General features: G+C 68.2%; 15 protein-coding genes and 2 tRNA genes. 11 read left to right on the top strand and 6 right to left on the bottom strand.

The window, feature by feature from the left end:
* Positions 1 to 89 precede the first annotated feature (89 nt).
* The 6 genes from serS (at position 90) to IM778_RS02370 (ending at position 5,428) form a co-directional block, all read left to right on the top strand.
* Positions 90 to 1,355: a serine--tRNA ligase gene (serS, locus tag IM778_RS02345; protein ID WP_194410507.1), complete on the top strand. Its 1,266-nt coding sequence runs from the start codon at positions 90 to 92 to the stop codon at positions 1,353 to 1,355.
* Positions 1,352 to 2,284, top strand: coding sequence for an HAD family hydrolase (locus tag IM778_RS02350; protein WP_194410508.1), 933 nt, complete (start codon positions 1,352 to 1,354; stop codon positions 2,282 to 2,284). Before serS ends, IM778_RS02350 begins: the two co-directional genes overlap by 4 nt.
* Before the next feature lie 233 nt (positions 2,285 to 2,517).
* A tRNA-Ser gene (locus tag IM778_RS02355) sits at positions 2,518 to 2,602 on the top strand.
* A gap of 51 nt (positions 2,603 to 2,653) precedes the next feature.
* Positions 2,654 to 3,931: an LCP family protein gene (locus IM778_RS02360; protein WP_194410509.1), complete on the top strand. Its 1,278-nt coding sequence runs from the start codon at positions 2,654 to 2,656 to the stop codon at positions 3,929 to 3,931.
* Positions 3,931 to 5,259 (top strand): LCP family protein, encoded by a 1,329-nt coding sequence (locus tag IM778_RS02365; RefSeq protein WP_194410510.1) that lies wholly within the window; start codon positions 3,931 to 3,933, stop codon positions 5,257 to 5,259. The genes IM778_RS02360 and IM778_RS02365 overlap by 1 nt, the downstream gene beginning before the upstream one ends.
* 77 nt (positions 5,260 to 5,336) lie before the next feature.
* Positions 5,337 to 5,428 (top strand) — tRNA-Ser (locus tag IM778_RS02370).
* Positions 5,429 to 5,454: 26 nt separating this feature from the next.
* Here IM778_RS02370 and IM778_RS02375 read toward each other — a convergent pair.
* The 3 genes from IM778_RS02375 to IM778_RS02385 all read right to left on the bottom strand — a co-directional run bounded on the left by IM778_RS02375 (position 5,455) and on the right by IM778_RS02385 (position 8,080).
* Complete coding sequence (locus tag IM778_RS02375) at positions 5,455 to 6,690, bottom strand: glycosyltransferase (protein ID WP_194410511.1); 1,236 nt, start codon at positions 6,688 to 6,690, stop codon at positions 5,455 to 5,457.
* 2 nt (positions 6,691 to 6,692) lie between these two features.
* Positions 6,693 to 7,292 carry a TetR/AcrR family transcriptional regulator gene (locus IM778_RS02380; RefSeq protein WP_194410512.1) on the bottom strand — a complete coding sequence of 200 codons (600 nt, stop codon included), beginning with the start codon at positions 7,290 to 7,292 and terminating at the stop codon, positions 6,693 to 6,695.
* Between the two features lie 164 nt (positions 7,293 to 7,456).
* Positions 7,457 to 8,080, bottom strand: a complete 624-nt coding sequence (locus tag IM778_RS02385; protein ID WP_228484705.1) for a LysE family translocator — start codon at positions 8,078 to 8,080, stop codon at positions 7,457 to 7,459.
* Between the two features lie 294 nt (positions 8,081 to 8,374).
* On the opposite strand from IM778_RS02385, the gene IM778_RS02390 reads away from it, so the two are divergent.
* The 5 genes from IM778_RS02390 to IM778_RS02410 are packed head-to-tail and all read left to right on the top strand — an operon-like array spanning position 8,375 to position 13,765.
* Positions 8,375 to 9,655, top strand: coding sequence for an FAD-dependent oxidoreductase (locus IM778_RS02390; protein WP_194410514.1), 1,281 nt, complete (start codon positions 8,375 to 8,377; stop codon positions 9,653 to 9,655).
* Positions 9,656 to 9,697: 42 nt separating this feature from the next.
* Positions 9,698 to 11,026, top strand: coding sequence for an ABC transporter substrate-binding protein (locus IM778_RS02395; RefSeq protein ID WP_194410515.1), 1,329 nt, complete (start codon positions 9,698 to 9,700; stop codon positions 11,024 to 11,026).
* 20 nt (positions 11,027 to 11,046) lie between these two features.
* Positions 11,047 to 11,910: a carbohydrate ABC transporter permease gene (locus IM778_RS02400; protein ID WP_194410516.1), complete on the top strand. Its 864-nt coding sequence runs from the start codon at positions 11,047 to 11,049 to the stop codon at positions 11,908 to 11,910.
* Positions 11,907 to 12,731, top strand: a complete 825-nt coding sequence (locus IM778_RS02405) for a carbohydrate ABC transporter permease (protein ID WP_194410517.1) — start codon at positions 11,907 to 11,909, stop codon at positions 12,729 to 12,731. The genes IM778_RS02400 and IM778_RS02405 overlap by 4 nt, the downstream gene beginning before the upstream one ends.
* Positions 12,732 to 12,775: 44 nt before the next feature.
* Positions 12,776 to 13,765 carry a LacI family DNA-binding transcriptional regulator gene (locus IM778_RS02410; RefSeq protein WP_194410518.1) on the top strand — a complete coding sequence of 330 codons (990 nt, stop codon included), beginning with the start codon at positions 12,776 to 12,778 and terminating at the stop codon, positions 13,763 to 13,765.
* Between the two features lie 172 nt (positions 13,766 to 13,937).
* Here IM778_RS02410 and IM778_RS02415 read toward each other — a convergent pair whose 3' ends face one another.
* The 3 genes from IM778_RS02415 to IM778_RS02425 form a co-directional block, all read right to left on the bottom strand.
* The gene (locus IM778_RS02415; protein ID WP_194410519.1) at positions 13,938 to 14,408 is read right to left on the bottom strand and encodes a VOC family protein; all 471 of its coding nucleotides are present in this window, start codon (positions 14,406 to 14,408) and stop codon (positions 13,938 to 13,940) included.
* A gap of 92 nt (positions 14,409 to 14,500) precedes the next feature.
* Positions 14,501 to 15,580, bottom strand: coding sequence for a DNA polymerase IV (locus tag IM778_RS02420; RefSeq protein ID WP_194410520.1), 1,080 nt, complete (start codon positions 15,578 to 15,580; stop codon positions 14,501 to 14,503).
* A gap of 50 nt (positions 15,581 to 15,630) precedes the next feature.
* Entirely contained in the window at positions 15,631 to 16,203 is a 573-nt protein-coding gene (locus IM778_RS02425; RefSeq protein WP_194410521.1) for a TetR/AcrR family transcriptional regulator, read from the bottom strand.
* Between the last annotated feature and the right edge of the window lie 43 nt (positions 16,204 to 16,246).

Here is a 16,246-nt window from a genome sequence, read left to right on the forward strand (position 1 = left end):
ACCGGCGGGCGACGGATGCCTCGACACGGCGCTCGCCGCCGACCCCGACGCCCGGATGCCGCATCACCGGGCGCGACTAAGCTTGCAGGGTGATCGATCCCGTGCTTCTTCGCGACAATCCCGAGCTGGTCAAGCGCTCGCAGGTGGCGCGCGGGGAGTCGCCCGACACCGTCGACGCCGCGCTCGAGGCGGATCGCGCGCGGCGCGCCGCCATCACGGCGTTCGAAGAGCTCCGCGCCGCGCAGAACGCTCACGGCAAGCGCGTCGCACAGGCTCCGAAAGAAGAGAAGGCGGTGCTCGTCGCCGAGGCGAAGGAGCTCAGCGAGCGGGTGAAGCAGGCCCAGCACGCGGTCACCGCGGCGGAAGAGGCATCCGACGCCGCCTTCGCCCGGATCGAGAACATCGTCATCGAGGGCGTGCCCGCGGGTGGCGAGGACGACTTCGTCACGCTGCGCACCCACGGCGAGAAGCCCGTGTTCGCGTTCGAACCCCGCGACCACCTCGAACTCGGCGAGCTGCTCGGCGCGATCGACATGGAGCGCGGCACCAAGGTGTCGGGCAGCCGCTTCTACTTCCTCACCGGCATCGGCGCGCGTCTCGAGATCGCGCTCATGAACCTCGCGCTCGACCGCGCGCTGCAGGCCGGGTTCACCCCGCTCATCCCGCCGACGCTGGTGCGGCCGGAGGTCATGCGGGGCACCGGCTTCCTGGGACAGCATTCCGACGAGGTCTACCACCTCGAAGAAGACGACCTCTACCTCGTGGGCACGAGCGAGGTGCCGCTCGCCGGCTTCCACATGGGCGAGATCCTCGACCTGTCGCGGGGCCCGAAGCGCTACGCCGGATGGTCGACGTGCTATCGGCGCGAGGCCGGCTCGTACGGCAAAGACACCCGCGGCATCATCCGCGTGCACCAGTTCAACAAGCTCGAGATGTTCGTCTACACGGCACCCGAGGATGCCGAGGCCGAGCACCTGCGGCTCGTCGGGCTGCAGGAGCGCATGCTGCAGGACCTCGGTCTCAGCTACCGCGTGATCGACGTCGCCGCCGGCGACCTCGGGTCGAGCGCGGCCCGCAAGTACGACGTCGAGGCGTGGGTGCCGACGCAGAACGCCTATCGCGAGCTCACCTCGACGTCGAACTGCACGACCTACCAGGCGCGGCGGCTCGACATCCGTCACCGTCCCGACGGGGGAAGGACGCAGCCCGTCGCGACCCTCAACGGCACGCTCGCCACCACCCGCTGGATCGTGGCGATGCTCGAGACGCATCAGCGCGACGACGGATCCGTCCTCGTGCCGGAGGTGCTCCGGCCCTTCCTCGGCGGCCTCGAGATCATGGAGCCGATCGCGTGACGCCGGCTGCCGGGGACTCGTCCGCTGAGGCGCGCCTGCCCGACACCGGCGAGGTCGACCTCGTCACGCCGGAAGCAGCGGCCGAAGTCGTCGAAGAGCTCGCACGCGAGACCGCCGCGGCGCCGACGGTCGTCGCGCGGCTGCTCATCGTGCTCGACATCGACGGCACGGTGCTGCTCGAAGACGAGTCGCTGAGCCCCGGCGTCGTCGAAGCGGTCGAGCACGCGCACCGCACCGGGCACGAGGTGATGATCGCGACGGGGCGCAGCTGGGAGGGCACTCGCGGCATCCTGCGCGCGCTCGCCATCGCACCCGAGTTCGTGGTGTGCTCCAACGGGGCGGTCGTGCTCAAGCGGGTGGACCCCGACGACCTTCAGTACGAGCGGTGGCACGTCGAGACGTTCGATCCGCGCGAGGTGCTGACGCTGCTGCGTGGGCACCTTCCCGAGGCGCGCTACCTCGTCGAGCTCCCCGACGGCACCCGCCTCTACACCGAGCACCTCGACGACTGGAACCTCCTGCACGCCCGCAAGGTGCCCTTCGATGAGCTCGGCGCGCAGCGCGTGTGCCGCGTGGTCGTCGTCGCCCCCGAGCAGGAGGAGCAGGACTTCGTCGACCTGGTCGCGCGCATCGGCCTGCACCACGTGTCGTACGCCGTCGGCTGGACCGCGTGGCTCGACATCGCTCCGCAGGGTGTCGACAAGGGCACCGGCCTCGACCGCGTGCGCACCGAGCTCGGCATCGACCCCGCGCACGTGCTCGTGATCGGCGACGGACGCAACGACCTCGGCATGTTCCGCTGGGCGCTCGAGAACGGCGGCCGCGCGGTCGCGATGGAGCAGGGCCCGCAGGAGGTGCGGGATGCCGCGGGCGAGATCACCGCGTCGGTGCAGGCGGGCGGCGTCGCGGCCGTGCTTCGCGCTCTCTGACCGACCGGGGCGTTTCGTCTCGCTTCGCGGGTCCTGAGTAGCGACGAAGGAGCGTATCGAAGGGCGCTCAAAGCCCGGGGTACGGTCGCTGAGCCCGAAGAAGCGCGCGCTCCGCGGCATCCGGTGCGCCTTTCAGAGCTTGCACAGCCGTGGTTGGAAGAATGGGCCGACAGTGCTGTCGGCTAGACTCGACGCCTGTTCGACGGATGCCGCCCTCGCGGTGGGATCGGTCGGGAGGGTTGTCCGAGCGGCCGATGGAGCTGGTCTTGAAAACCAGTGGGCAGAGATGTCCCGTGGGTTCGAATCCCACACCCTCCGCAGACGGGCGCGAGGGGTGGACCGCGGGCAAGCATCCCCGAGAGGAACCGAGTGAGCGAGACGAGCAAGCGTGCGAGGCGTGGCCGCCGCACGGTGGCACGCCACGGTGAGCTCTCGTCCCCGCATCCGTTCGGGACGATCCTCAAGATCCTCGGCGTGATCGTCGCCGTCGTGCTCGTGTCAGGCGTCGGCGTCGCGTCGTACGCCGCGTACGATCTGGCCGCGAGCTTCGCCGATGGCGGCGTCGAACTCGAGGGACAGGGCACCGTCCCGCCCGACATCGGCGCGATCGAGGGCGGCGTCGACCTGCTGCTCGTCGGCACCGACGAGTGCGAGCCCGAGTACGCATCGATCTTCGGCGACCGCTGCAAGGGTCCGGACTCCGAGGGTCAGCTCAACGACGTGAACATGCTCGTGCACATCGCCGACAACCCGCGGCGCGTCACGGTCGTGTCGTTCCCCCGCGACCTCATGATCCCGCTGCCGTCGTGCACGCGCGAAGACGGTTCGGTCAGCCCCGAGACCTTCAAGTCGCAGATCAACGAGGCCTGGGGTCGTGGCGGCCTGTCGTGCGTCGCGAAGACGGTCTCCGACCTCAGCGGCGAGAACATCCCGTTCGCGGCGAAGGTCAGCTTCGGCAACGTCATCAACATCACAGAAGCGATCGGCGGCGTCGACGTCTGCATCGGCAACGGCGGCATCCGCGACCCCCACACGGGCATCAACTGGGGCCCCGGGCCGAAGACGATCTCGGGGGTCGAGGCACTCCAGTTCCTCCGTACGCGCCACGGTCTCGAGAACGGCAGCGACCTCGCACGCATCTCGAACCAGCAGCAGTACATGTCGAGCCTGGCCCGCAAGCTCGTGAGCGAAGAGGTCCTGTCGGATCCCGCGGCGCTGTACCGGCTCGCGACGACGGCCGTCGACAACATCACGCCGAGCCAGTCGCTTGCCAACGCCTCGACGCTCGTGCAGATCGCGATGGCCGTGCGGGGCGTGCCGTTCGAAGACATCAACTTCGTCCAGTACCCGGTGCTCACCGACCCGGCCGACGAGAACCGCGTCGTGCCGAACTACGTGCTCGCCGACAAGCTCTGGGCCGCGCTCGCCGCGAACGAGCCCATCGAGCTGACCAACGATCAGAACAAGACGGGCGGCGTCGTGACGGTCGACCCGCAGCCGACCGAGGAGCCGGTCGAGACCGCGCCGGATCCGTCCGCGACGGGCACCCCGGCGCCGACCGAGACGGCCGTGCCGCTCGACGACATCCCCGGCCAGTCCGCCGCCGACCAGACCTGCTCGGCCGGAAACCTCAGGGCCAACGGCTGATGGCGGGGCAGAACCGGTCCTCGGGCGAGGGCCGCGCACCACTCGCGCGTCACGGCGTCCTGCCGACGCGGCATCCGTTCGTCACGATGCTCGCCATGCTGGGTGTCGTGCTCGGCGTGGTGGGCCTCAGTGCGACCGGCGTCGCGGCCTACAGCGTGTGGAACGCCGCCGAGACGATCACCGCGAACGCCGTGGTGCTCGACGAGGAGAAGCCCCTGCCGCCGTCGCTCGGCGCGATCGAGGGCGGCGTCAACATCCTCATGGTCGGCTCGGACTCGTGCGAGGGCCAGGACGTCGCACTGTTCCCCCGCTGCGCGAACGACGACTCGCCGGGTGAGCGCAGCGACGTGACGATGCTGGTGCACATCTCGGACGAGCCGCGGCGCGTGACGGTCGTCTCGTTCCCCCGCGACATGCTCGTGCCGATCCCGTCGTGCCCGAAGGAGGACGGCAGCGGCAACTACTCGGCCATGTCGTCGCAGATGATCAACGCGTCGTACATGTACGGCGGACTCGCGTGCACCGTGCTCACCGTCGAGGAGCTCACCGGTGAGAAGATCCACTTCGCGGCGGCGATCCGCTGGACCGGGGTGATCAACATGTCGGACGCGATCGGCGGCGTCGACGTGTGCGTCGCGGGCGACATCAGCGACCGGCACACCGGCCTCAACCTCACGGCCGGCACGCACACGCTCCAGGGCGTCGAGGCGCTGCAGTTCCTGCGCATCCGCCACGGCATCGGCGACGGCTCCGACCTCGGCCGCATATCGAACCAGCAGCAGTTCATGTCGTCGATGGTGCGCAAGCTCCAGTCCGACGCGGTGCTCGCCGACCCCGGACGCCTGCTGAACCTCGCGACCACCGCGATCGCGCAGGTGCAGCAGGGCCAGCTCGTGCTGAGCTCGGGCCTCACCAACCCCACGCTCATGGTGCAGATCGCGATGGCGATGAAGGACGTGCCGTACGAAGACATCGTGTTCGTGCAGTACCCGACGCGATACGCGTCGGGAGGCGGTGCCAGCCGGGTGCTGCCGGTGACGGATGCCGCGAACGCCCTGTTCGCCGCGCTCGCCGCCAACCAGCCGCTGACCCTCACCGGCGACGCGAGCCAGGGCTACGGCGTCGAGGTGACCGGTGAGGTCGCGCAGCAGCCGACCACGACGCCGGAGGAGGCGACGCCGGCGGAGGGCGCGGCGGAAGGCGCCGAGGGTGCGGGGGCGGCCCCGGTCGACTCGACGGCTCCGCCTGCCGAGCAGCGCGTCGAACTGCCATCGGACATCGCCGGCCAGACCGCCGCGCAGACCACCTGCACCCTGCCCGAGAACTGAACCGCCGGTTCTGCGCTCACGCGCGCAGCAGTTATGATTGCCAGGTGTGTTCGTCGGCCACGGCCGTTCGGATGCCTGGAGACGTCGCATAGTCAGGCCTAGTGCACCACCCTGCTAAGGTGGAGTCCCCGTAAGGGGACCGAGGGTTCAAATCCCTCCGTCTCCGCCACAAGACGCCCGGTTGTCCAGGTTTCTTCACGTTGCCTTCCGCTGAAGGGCGTCCTCGATCAGACGAGCCGAGGCGGCGGCGCCGTCTTCGCGGGCATAGGCGGCCCGCACCTCGGATGCAGCCGCGCGGAACGACGGCTCGGTCAGGACGCGTGTTACCGCGGCGGTGAAGGCGGGCTTCGAGACCGCCTTCGGTGACACCGCGAGCGCGTTCCCTCGCCTCTCGCACATCCGCACATGCCATGTCTGCTCCGGCTGGAGGCCCATGCCCACGAACGGGATGCCGGTCGCACACGCCGTTTGCACGGTGCCCTGTCCACCGTGCAACACCGCGGCGTCGACGTGGCCTCCGAGAAGGTGCGCGGGGATCAGGTCCGTGACGTGAACATTGGGTGGCACACTGTCGCCGGGCTTCAAATAGTGACGGATGGGCGCGACGACATTGACTCGTAGCGCGCCGAGTGCGTGGGCGGCCGCGAGAGCGAGCTTGCGGTTCGCGCTGGAGCCCAGGCCGAGGTAGACCAGCGGTTCGGGTGCGGCCGCCAGCTGCTCGACGATCGGGGGCATCGGGGAGTCGATGTGCGCGAAGATCGGCCCGACGCGCTCGAAGTCAGGCGGGATGTCGAAGCCGTCGAGTTCCCACTCCATTTCGGTGAGCAGGTTTCGGTCGGCTGTCAGAAGCGAAGCGATCGTCCGGAGCGGGGGAACGCCGTTGGCCCTCGCGACCTTGGTGAACGCTTTCGGCGCGAGTGGTGCCTTCGTGTACACCCACCGGAAGGCCGACGTCGCGATGCGATCCGCTGTGCGTGCGAGCAGCCCGTCCCCGCGCACGAATTCCATGTGCTCCGTCTGCTCGACCTGGGCTCGGGTGAGGGCGAACGGCACGGGGTAGAACACCGGGATGTTCTCGGCGCGTGCTGAGACGAACGACGTGATGTTCGAGCCGGTGACGACAGCCTTCGCGTCGAGCTCGCGGATGAGCGAGCGCTCGACACCGACACGTGCACTCACGAGTTCGTTCGTGAAGGGGCTGCGCAGCGCCTTGCCCTGGTCGAAGTCGATCGCCTGCTTGCGCTCGGCGGGACCCCACGACGGCCTGCACGCGCGGTACTCCATTCCTGCATCCGTGATGAGATGAACGAAGTCGTCCTCGTACCCCATGAACACGGCCCGGTGCGCCGGGTCCAGAGCGCGCGCGACCTGGATCATCCGGGTGGTCTCAGCAAGGTTGAACGTGACGGGACAGAAGAGCACCGTGGCCATTCTCAGCTCCCTTCCAACAGTCGCCTCAGTGCCTCCAGGGCACGGTGCGCTTGGTCCGAGGCGTCCGGACCCGCATCCGGGTTCAGTGCCCACCGATCGACCGCGACGACCGCGGCGAAAGCGATGTCGCCGAGCAGTTGCGTCGGCAGGTCGGCGCGCACCACACCCAACTCCACTCCGCGAGCGAGAGCGGCATCCGTCCATGACCGCGCTGCGGCCCGCAGCCGCACGGCCTCGTCATCCTCGGCCGCCGCGTGGAACACTCGCGCGAGCTCGATCGTCTCCGGACGCTCGCCGGTCATGCGCCCAACGTCGTCGAGCAGCAGATACATCGCCGGCCAGAACGAGGGCGCGTTGAGCGTCGGGAGGTCGGGGAGGCGGACGTACTCCGAGAGCGTGGCAATGAGTGTCTGCAGCATCCGATCGTGGAGATCGCGTTTGTCGGCGAAGTAGTGATAGAACGAGCTCTTCTGCATGCCGGCTGCGTCGATGATGCGGTTGAGCGAGGATGCCTCGAACCCGCGCGTCAGGAATACCCGCGCGGCGGCCTCGAAGAGGCGAGCCTCGCGCTCTCGTGAGAGCGGTCGCGCGGTTCTCGTCATGCGTGTGAGCATAGCCATTTCCGTACCGCTCCGGTACAGGAACTCGATCGCACGGCGGCGACTCGAGTTCTCTCGGTGAGAGCGCTCGCACACCCGAAGCCGGCGATAGACATCAAGCTTCGCGTTTGCTCAGGGAAGGCGGTGGGCCGTGGCTTCCGCCCGGCCTAGTCTCTCGCGCCACTCACTGCGAGCGCGCCGCCGAGCCCGATCATCATGACGCCACCAGACACCGACATCGCGCTCAATCGGCGAGGAGATCGCGCGAACCACGACCGGGCCGCTCCTGCCAGGAGCGCCCAGACCGTATCGCACAGGAGCCCGATCATCTGGAGCATCAGCCCGAGGAGGAGCAGCTGCGCCCATACCGGCCCCGCAGACGGAGCGACGAACTGAGGCAGGACGGCTACGAAGAACGCCAGCGCTTTCGGGTTGGTGAGACCTACGACGAAGCCCTGTCTCAGGAGCGTCGCAGACGAGACGGAGGACATCGATCCCTGGTCGGACGAATCCCGTCGATGCCGTATCGCCTGCACCCCAAGCCACACCAGGTACGCGGCCCCGGCAATCTTCATCACCGTGAACGCAACGGCCGACGCGGAGATGATCGCGCCGAGTCCGAACGAGACCGCGATGATTGCGGGGACCGTGCCCAAGGTGTTCCCGGCAACGCTCAGAAGACCGCCCCGCCGACCGAGCGAGATGGACCGGCCCACGACGAAGAGCACGCTGGGGCCCGGCACGACGACGAACACCACGCATGCGACGGCGAAGGCGCCCAGGTTCTCCATCGGAATCGGCATGGCAGAACCATACCGGTGGGCGGAGGGGGCCCGGGCGCAGCGGGAGACTCAGGCGCTGTGTCATGGCCACGCAAGGGGCAACCGACGAGCGGGGCCGTTGGAGCGCACCAACAATCGAGGCTGGACGGATCGATTCACGCCGCTCCTTGGCTCGATCCCGCCGCCGCGGTCGGCGCCCTGGCGCCCCGCTATTTCAAGGATCGTGGGTTACGAGGTTGTGGTCTGTGCCGGCACCGTGTACGGTCTGACGTACTTGGAGCGCAACAATTCAGAAAGTCAAGGATGACCACCACGCATTTCGTAGCCGACCTTCCCGTCACCGATGTCGACGTGCTCGTCGCCGGTGGGGGGTGCGCCGGGTTCGGCGCCGCCCTCGCGGCCTCCCGTCACGGTGCCGACACCCTGCTGGTCGAGCAGGCGGGCTTCGCCGGCGGCATCCTGACGCGCGTCGGGAACCCGTGGTTCGACGGCATCGCCCACCTCGGCACCGGCCGCATCGCCTTGGGGGGCATCCCCGTCGAGGTGCTGCAGCGGCTGGGTCTTGCTCGTGTCGGGCAGACGCATCTCGAACACCCCTTCCTCCCGCTGGACCCCGAGGCGTTCAAGAACGTCGCCGACGAGATGCTCACGGAGCAGAGCGACTCACTGAGCCTGCTCTTCCACACCTCGGTCGCGGCCGTTCGCGCCACCCACGGACGCGTGGACGACGTGGTGCTGGCCAACAAGGCTGGACTCACTGTCGTGCGACCGAAGGTCACCATCGACGCGACCGGTGACGGAGACGTCGCGGCCTGGGCAGGGGCGCCCATCGAGCGCAGCATGCCCATGCAGCCGCTCACGCTTCACTTCCGCGTCGGAAACGTGGAGGACAGCGACACCCTCACTTCCCGCATGCGGGAAGTGGTCGAAGACCTGCACGAGTCCGGTGACATCGGGCTGTACTTCTTCCACGCCGAACACGACGACTTCGCACACGCACCCGACGAACTGGTGTTCAACATCACGCGTATGCCCGGAGACGGCACAGACCCTGCCGATCTCACCGCGGCCGAGATCCGCGGCCGCAAAGACGCCAACGCACTCGTGCGCGCCTGGCGGGAGCGCGTGCCGGAGTTTCGCGCCGCCTACCTGATCTACAGCGGACCCTCCGTCGGGGTCCGCGAGACTCGGCGCATCGTCGGCGACTATCAACTGACCGAGGACGACATCCGCACGAGCCGTCGATTCGAGGATGCCGTGCTGAAGGGTGTCTTCTACGTGGACGTCCACCCCACCGATCGTGCGGGAACCCACGACTACGACGCGTGGACGCCCGAGCCTTACGACATCCCGTTCCGCACGCTCCTGCCTCAGGGCTGGGACGACCTGCTCGTCGCCGGCCGCTGCCACTCGGCGACACGCCGAGCCGCTGGCTCGTCGCGTGTCACGGCTACCGCGATGGCGATGGGGCAGGCCGCCGGCACCGCGGCGGGTCTCGCGGCGGCCTCTGGCACGCGCGTGCGCGATCTGGACATGACCGCACTGCAGAATGCGCTACGGGCCGATGGCGTGATTCTGGACTGACGACTCGAAAACGCCCACACCCAACACCAAGGAGAGACGAAGATGTTTCAGCGTAAAGCAGCAGGAGGGCTTGCGGCCGCGGCGGCCGTCACCCTGATCCTCGCCGGATGCTCCAGCACCGGAAGCGACACGGGGGACGGCGGCCCGGAAGACCAGAACGCAGGACCCGTGACCATCGAGTTCTGGAGCATGCCGTTCGGCGGTCACACGGAAGAGGATGTCGCCGCGTACGTCGACGAGTTCAACGCGAGCCAAGACGACATCGTGGTCGAGCTGACCGGACTGCAGTGGGCCGATGGACGCGACAAGATCATCCAGGCGGTCGGCGCGGGGACCGGCCCCGACGTCTTCATCATGGCGCCGGTGAACCAGGACTTCCTCACGTCGGGATCGCTCGCATCGCTCGCCGATCTCGGATACACGCAGGACGAGGTCGAGCCGTTCCTCGACATCATCGAGGCGGCCGCCGGCTACGACGGCGAGATCTACGGCGTGCCGATCGGCTACTACACGAATGTCCTCTACTACAACGCGACACTGCTCGAGCAGTACGGCTTCGATGGGCCACCCGAGACGTGGGAAGAACTGAAGGAGACCGCTGCGACCATCACCACGGAGTCCGCGGCGGCGGGGGATCCCGTCATGGGCTTCCAGATCAAGGGCATGGACGATCACCTCAACGCGATCAACCACACGTGGGCGAACTTCTTCTACCAGGCCGGTGGGGAGCAGCTGATCGACGACCTCACGAAGGCGAACGCCGACTCCCAGTCCGGGCGCGAGGCGCTGGAGTATCTGCGCAGCTTCGTCGAGGAGGGCATCTCGACGCCCGGTCCGAGCGCCAAGGGCGGGTTCATCGACGGCACGGTCGCGATGTTCACGTTCCAGCAGTTGCACCTGCCCGAGATCGAGGCGTCGACGCTGGCGGACGAGTGGGGTCTGGCGCCGATGCCCGAGGGGCCTGACACGGCGAGCTCCTACACCGATGGTGAGTTCCTGGTCGCCAACGCGGCATCCGAAGAGCTCGAGGCCGCCGGCACGTTCATGAAGTGGATGACCTCGCCTGAGCAGGGCCTGCGCTACATGGAGAAGGCGCCGCTGTTCGCATACGACCTCGACGAGGTCAGCGACGAGGTCCGTGGACAGGTCGAGGCCCTCATCGAGGCCGACCCGAACCGCGGGGCGCTGCTCGAGCAGCTTCAGCGCGCCAGCCTGTCGAACATCGTCGCCGAGCGCCATGCGCAAGCCGCACGGTGGGAGGCTCAGAAGCAGTACATCGTGGCCGCCATCAATGGAGACATGTCGATCGACGATGCGCTCGCAGCGATCGATGCTGCGGTCGACGAGGCACTCGAGGTGGCGAGCTACTGATGGGGACGCGACGACGCGGGATGAGCGCGGCGCGGCGCGAAGGAATCTCTGCGTGGCTGTTCATGCTCCCCGGGCTCATCCCGCTCGTCGCCTTCCTCTACTGGCCGCTGGGCCAGGCGTTCGGACTGAGCTTCTTCCAGTGGAATCTCCTGGGGGACCCGAAGTTCGTCGGAACGCTGCAGTACGAACGCCTGATCGCGTCGGAGACGTTCCATCAGTCGCTGATCGTGACCCTGGTCTACACCGTCGGAGTGTCGGTGACCGCCTATGCCCTTTCGCTCGGGACCGCCGTGATGCTCAACAAGGCGATTGCCGGAGTGAAAGCGGTTCGCACCGTCACGCTTCTGCCGGCGATCATCCCGATGGTCGTGGCGGGTGTGATCTGGAAGTTCATCTATGAACCGACGGGCGGTCCGCTGAATCAGGTTCTCGCCGTCTTCGGGATCGACGGCCCGGCATGGTTGCAGAACCCTGCGCTGGCGTTGCCGTCGGTCATGCTCGTGTCGGTCTGGAAGGACTTCGGCATCTACATGCTGGTACTTCTGGGCGGTCTGCAGCAGATTCCGCGTGAGATCGAAGAAGCGGCATCGATCGATGGGGCCAGTGCCACCCAGACCTTCTGGCGTGTCAAGTTCCCCATGCTCGGCGCGGTCAATCTCTTCGTGCTGGTGCTGCTGATCTTCAACTCGTTCAAGGTGTTCGATCAGGTGTGGGTGATGACCGAGGGAGGCCCCGGGAACGCCACGCTCACGATCATCACGTTCCTCTATACGCGCATGCAGATCGACATCGGCTTCGCCGCGGCGGGCACAGCCGTGCTGTTCCTGCTCGTGCTGATCCCGCTCTCGCTCCAGCTGGTCGCTCGACGAAAGGTCACGGCATGAACGCGGCGCTGAAACGCACGGGCTACGTGGTCGCCCTGGTGGGCATCGTGCTGTTCTGCGGAGTCCCGTTCGTCTGGATGCTGCTGGCGTCTCTGCAACCGCTGCAGAACCTGCTCGGAGCGCAGATGGACGTGTTCGCGTTCGCCGACGTGACCCTGAACAACTACGCACGTCTGTTCGAGCAGAAGGACTTCGCGCGATGGTTCTTCAACTCTCTGCTCGTATGCGTCGTCGTCGTCCTGGCGAACCTCGTCTTCGACAGTCTCATCGCGTATCCGCTTGCGCGCATGAACTTCTGGGGCAAGCCGATCGTCATGCTTCTGGTGGTGGCGGCGATCATGATCCCGGCGCAGGTCATCCTCGTGCCGCTCTATATCCAGATGCGCGATCTGGGCTGGCTCAACTCGTACGCGGCGCTCATCGCCCCCTACGTCGTGAGTCCGACCGGCATCTTCCTGCTGCGGCAGACGTTCATGGCGATGCCGCGCGAGCTCGACGAAGCCGCGTTCATCGATGGCGCTTCCCGCCTGCGCACACTGTGGTCGGTCCTCGTGCCGAACGCGCTGGCGATGTACGGCACGCTCGCCGTGCTCAAGTTCATGTGGACGTGGGGAGAGTTCGCGTGGCCCTCGCTCGCGGTGAATGATGCCGACCTGCGCACCATCCCTGTAGGTTTGGCGAGCATGCGCAGTCAGTTCGCCACCGAATGGGACCTGCTGATGGCCGGCTCCGTTCTGGCCATCATCCCGGTCGCGCTGTTGTTCGCCTTCCTGCAGAAGTACTTCGTCGCCGGACTCACCTCCGGGGCGGTGAAGGGATGACCGGCGCCTCGGGGTCGTCGGCGCAAGGGGCCCGGCGGCCGACGATGTCGGATGTCGCTCGCGAGGCGAACGTGTCGAGATCCCTCGTCTCACTCGTCCTGCAGCAACCTGAGAAAGTCGGCGACAAACGCAAGCGCGCCGTGCACGAGGCGATGCGCCGACTGGGCTATCGCCCGAACGCTGCGGCTCGCCAGTTGGCGAGCCAGCGGACCGACATGTTCGGCGTCCTCGTCTCGGACCTGCACAACCCCTTCTATACAGAGGTCATCGACGGCATCCTCGAAGCGGCGGAAGACCTCCGCCATCAAGTGCTGATCGCAAGCGGCGAGCGCGAACCTTCAAAGGAGAAGGCCGCTGCCGAGGCATTCGTCGAACTGCGCGCCGAGGGCCTGATCCTCATCACCCCGACCATGAGCACCGAAGAGATCGAGGCGATCGCCGCAGACGTGCCCACCGTGATCGTCGGGCGGCCGGGTCCGCGCCCCGTCGGCACCGGTCGCGTACTCACCGACGACGCCCAGGGGGTGCGCGTCGCGCTCGATCATCTGCTCGCGCTCGGGCACGAAGACATCGGATTCGTCGCCGCCGGCGCGAACCCGGGTGCTCGTGCGCGCGAGGATGCCTTCCTGCGCGCGATGACCGCCGTCGGGCTGGCCGACCGAGCGCAGGTCGCGAATGCTGCACCCAACCAGGACGGCGGCTACGCCGCGGGCCGCGAACTGCTCTCTTCACCGCAGCGCCCCACCGCGATCCTCGCCTCGAACGACCTCGCAGCGCTCGGTGTACTCGGCGCCGCAGCCGACCTGGGTCTCAGCTGGCCCGCCGACGTTTCGGTCGTGGGCTACGACAACACGATCCTCGCCCAGCTTCAGCCCATTGCGCTGACCAGCGTCAACCAGCCGCGCCGACTCATGGGTCGCACAGCCGCGACGCTGCTGCGCGATCTCACGCGCGGGGGAGCGCCGTCGTCGGTCACACTCGATCCGGAGTTGGTGATCCGCTCGACGACCGGACCCGTCGGCGGAGCACGCTGAGCCGAGTTCGTGACGCACGCGTGGTCGCGCCGCCAGGGTCCGCGGTGGCGAAGCTCGCGCAGCGCGGCGTCAGGCGCCGAGCCGGGGGAAGATCACATGTCTCCGCCCTGCCCGGCATGCCACGCCCGCGCCCAGCACCCGCCGCGCCGCCAGCCGGACGCCGGGCGGCGGATCACGCCGGCGAGATCGGGTGGGCCGCCGCGACCTCGCTGGTGCGTGCCTGTGCTTCACCGAGCGCCTCCGCGGAGAACTGCTCCGCGAACTCTCCGGTCGGTGGGATCGGGGTGATGACGTCGAGAAGCACGTCGTCGGGGCCGGCGAAGATGGCATGCCGCTGACCGAAGTCCTCCGACCGGAGTGGCTGTACGAGGGGGACGCCGGCGGCCAGCAGCCGGTCGTGGACGGCGTCGACGTCGTCGACCTCGAGGTTGAGCAGCAGGCCGCCCGCGGAGCGCCCCCTGAACCGCTCGGGAATCGTCGGGTGGCTCGCGTCGAGAACGGCGAGCTCCCACGGGCCGCGGCGGAGGCTCACGTACCAGTCGGACTCGAACGCGACCTCGAAGTCGAAGTGCTCTCGGTAGAAGGCGGCGCCGGCCGAGGCATCCGTCGTCATGAGCACCGGGTACAGGCTCGTCAGATTCATGATCCTCCTCATGTCGTCTCTCTCGCCGATCGCTTCGATGCTAAGGCTGCGAGGTCATCGACCGCGCGAGCCGGGCGCATTCCCCCGCCGGCTCACCACCCGCCGCGCGTCGGGGTATGCCCCTCTCTCGCATCCTCGGGCATGGACATCTCGGCCCGCATGCCGAGGAGGCGGATCGGCCGATCGGGTTCGATCTTCGCCACGAGCTCCATCGCGCGCGCGATGACGGTGTCGCGGTCGGAGGTCGAGGGGATCTTCTTCGTGAAGGTCTTGGTGAGAAACGGCGCATAGCGCACCTTCAGCCCGAGCCCGACGACGGGGCGCTCATCGGCGGCGACCTCGTCGAGCACCTGGTCGAGCAGGTGCCGCGCGGCCGCCTCGATCTCGGCGGGGTCGACGATGTTCGTCTGGAACGTCGTCTCCTTGCTGTGGCCGCGGGCGACCCAGGGCGTGTCGTCGACGACGGCCGAGCCGTCGCCGCGTCCGAGCTGGCGATACCAGAGACCCATGCGGGGCCCGAACTCAGTCGTCAGCACGTCGTCTTCGGCGACGGCGAGCTCCGACACGGTGCGGATGCCGAGGGCCGCAAGTCGCTTCGAGACTTTCGAGCCCACGCCCCACAGGTCGATGGTGGGTCGTCCGCCCATGACCTCCAGCCAGTTCTCGGCGGTGAGCCGGAACGTGCCGCGGGGCTTGCCGAACCCGGTCGCCACCTTGGCGCGGACGAGGGTGTCGCCGATCCCGATGCTGCAATGGAGCCGGGTCGCGTCGAGCACCGCCTGCTGCATGCGGCGGGCGTAGCCTTCGGGGTCGTCGGTCTCGACGCCGACGAACGCCTCATCCCAGCCGAGCACCTGCACGACCGCTCCCGGCTGCGCTCGCAGCGTCGCCATGACCGTCTCCGAGGCGTGAAGGTAGGCGGGAGCGTCGACCGGCAGGATGACGGCATCCGGGATCTTCCGCGCCGCGATCCGCAGCGGCATCCCCGATCCCACACCGAACTCGCGCGCCTCGTACGAGGCGGTCGAGACGACGGCCCGCTCAGTGGGGTCGCCGCGGCCGCCCACGATGACGGGCTTGCCCGCGAGCTCGGGCCGCCGCAGCACTTCCACGGCCGCGATGAACTGGTCGAGGTCGACGTGCAGCACCCATGAGCGCGGCGTCCCGGTCATGGGCATAGTCTGCCGGTCGCGCGGTCGCAGGTCACCCCGCGCGGCGCTGCTCAGTCCAATGTCGCGATCAGCCGTTCCGCTGCGGCGCGGGCGATCGCGGTGCCGGTGGCCTCCGAGGCGATGTCGCTCAGGAAGACGTTGTGCAGGGCGATGCCCACGACCCCGTAGGCGACGCTCTCGCAGGCGGCCCGGTCTGCGGCCGGGTGCGACCGTTCGAGCAGCTCGGCGAGCAGGTCGTGCGTGCCCTGATACGCCGAGACGAGCAGCCGCGCCAGCACGGGATCGGTGCGGGCCGCTTCGACGAACCCGAGGACGACCGCGTTGTCATTGCCCGGGGCGGAGAACTCCTCGCCGAAGAGGTGGTCCAGGGCTGCATCGACGTCGGTCGTGCCGGCTGGGAGAACCGACTCTCCCTCCATGCCGTCGTAGTAGAACCGGCGCGCGCTCTCGCGCAGCAGTTCCTCGCGGTTGCCGGCGAAGTGCCGCACGTGTCCGCGCGACATGCCCGCCTCCTCGGCGATGCGCTCCAGGCTCGCTCCGGTGATGCCGTGCGCGCCGATCGTGCGGATCGTCGCGTCGACGATCTGCCGGATCCGCTCATCGGCGACGGATGGTCGAGCCATCGGTACCTCCCTTTCGCACCATATCGGACTGGAGTCCCAGTTT

Origin of the sequence: Microbacterium cremeum (assembly GCF_015277855.1) — a bacterium.
GTDB lineage: Bacteria > Actinomycetota > Actinomycetes > Actinomycetales > Microbacteriaceae > Microbacterium > Microbacterium cremeum.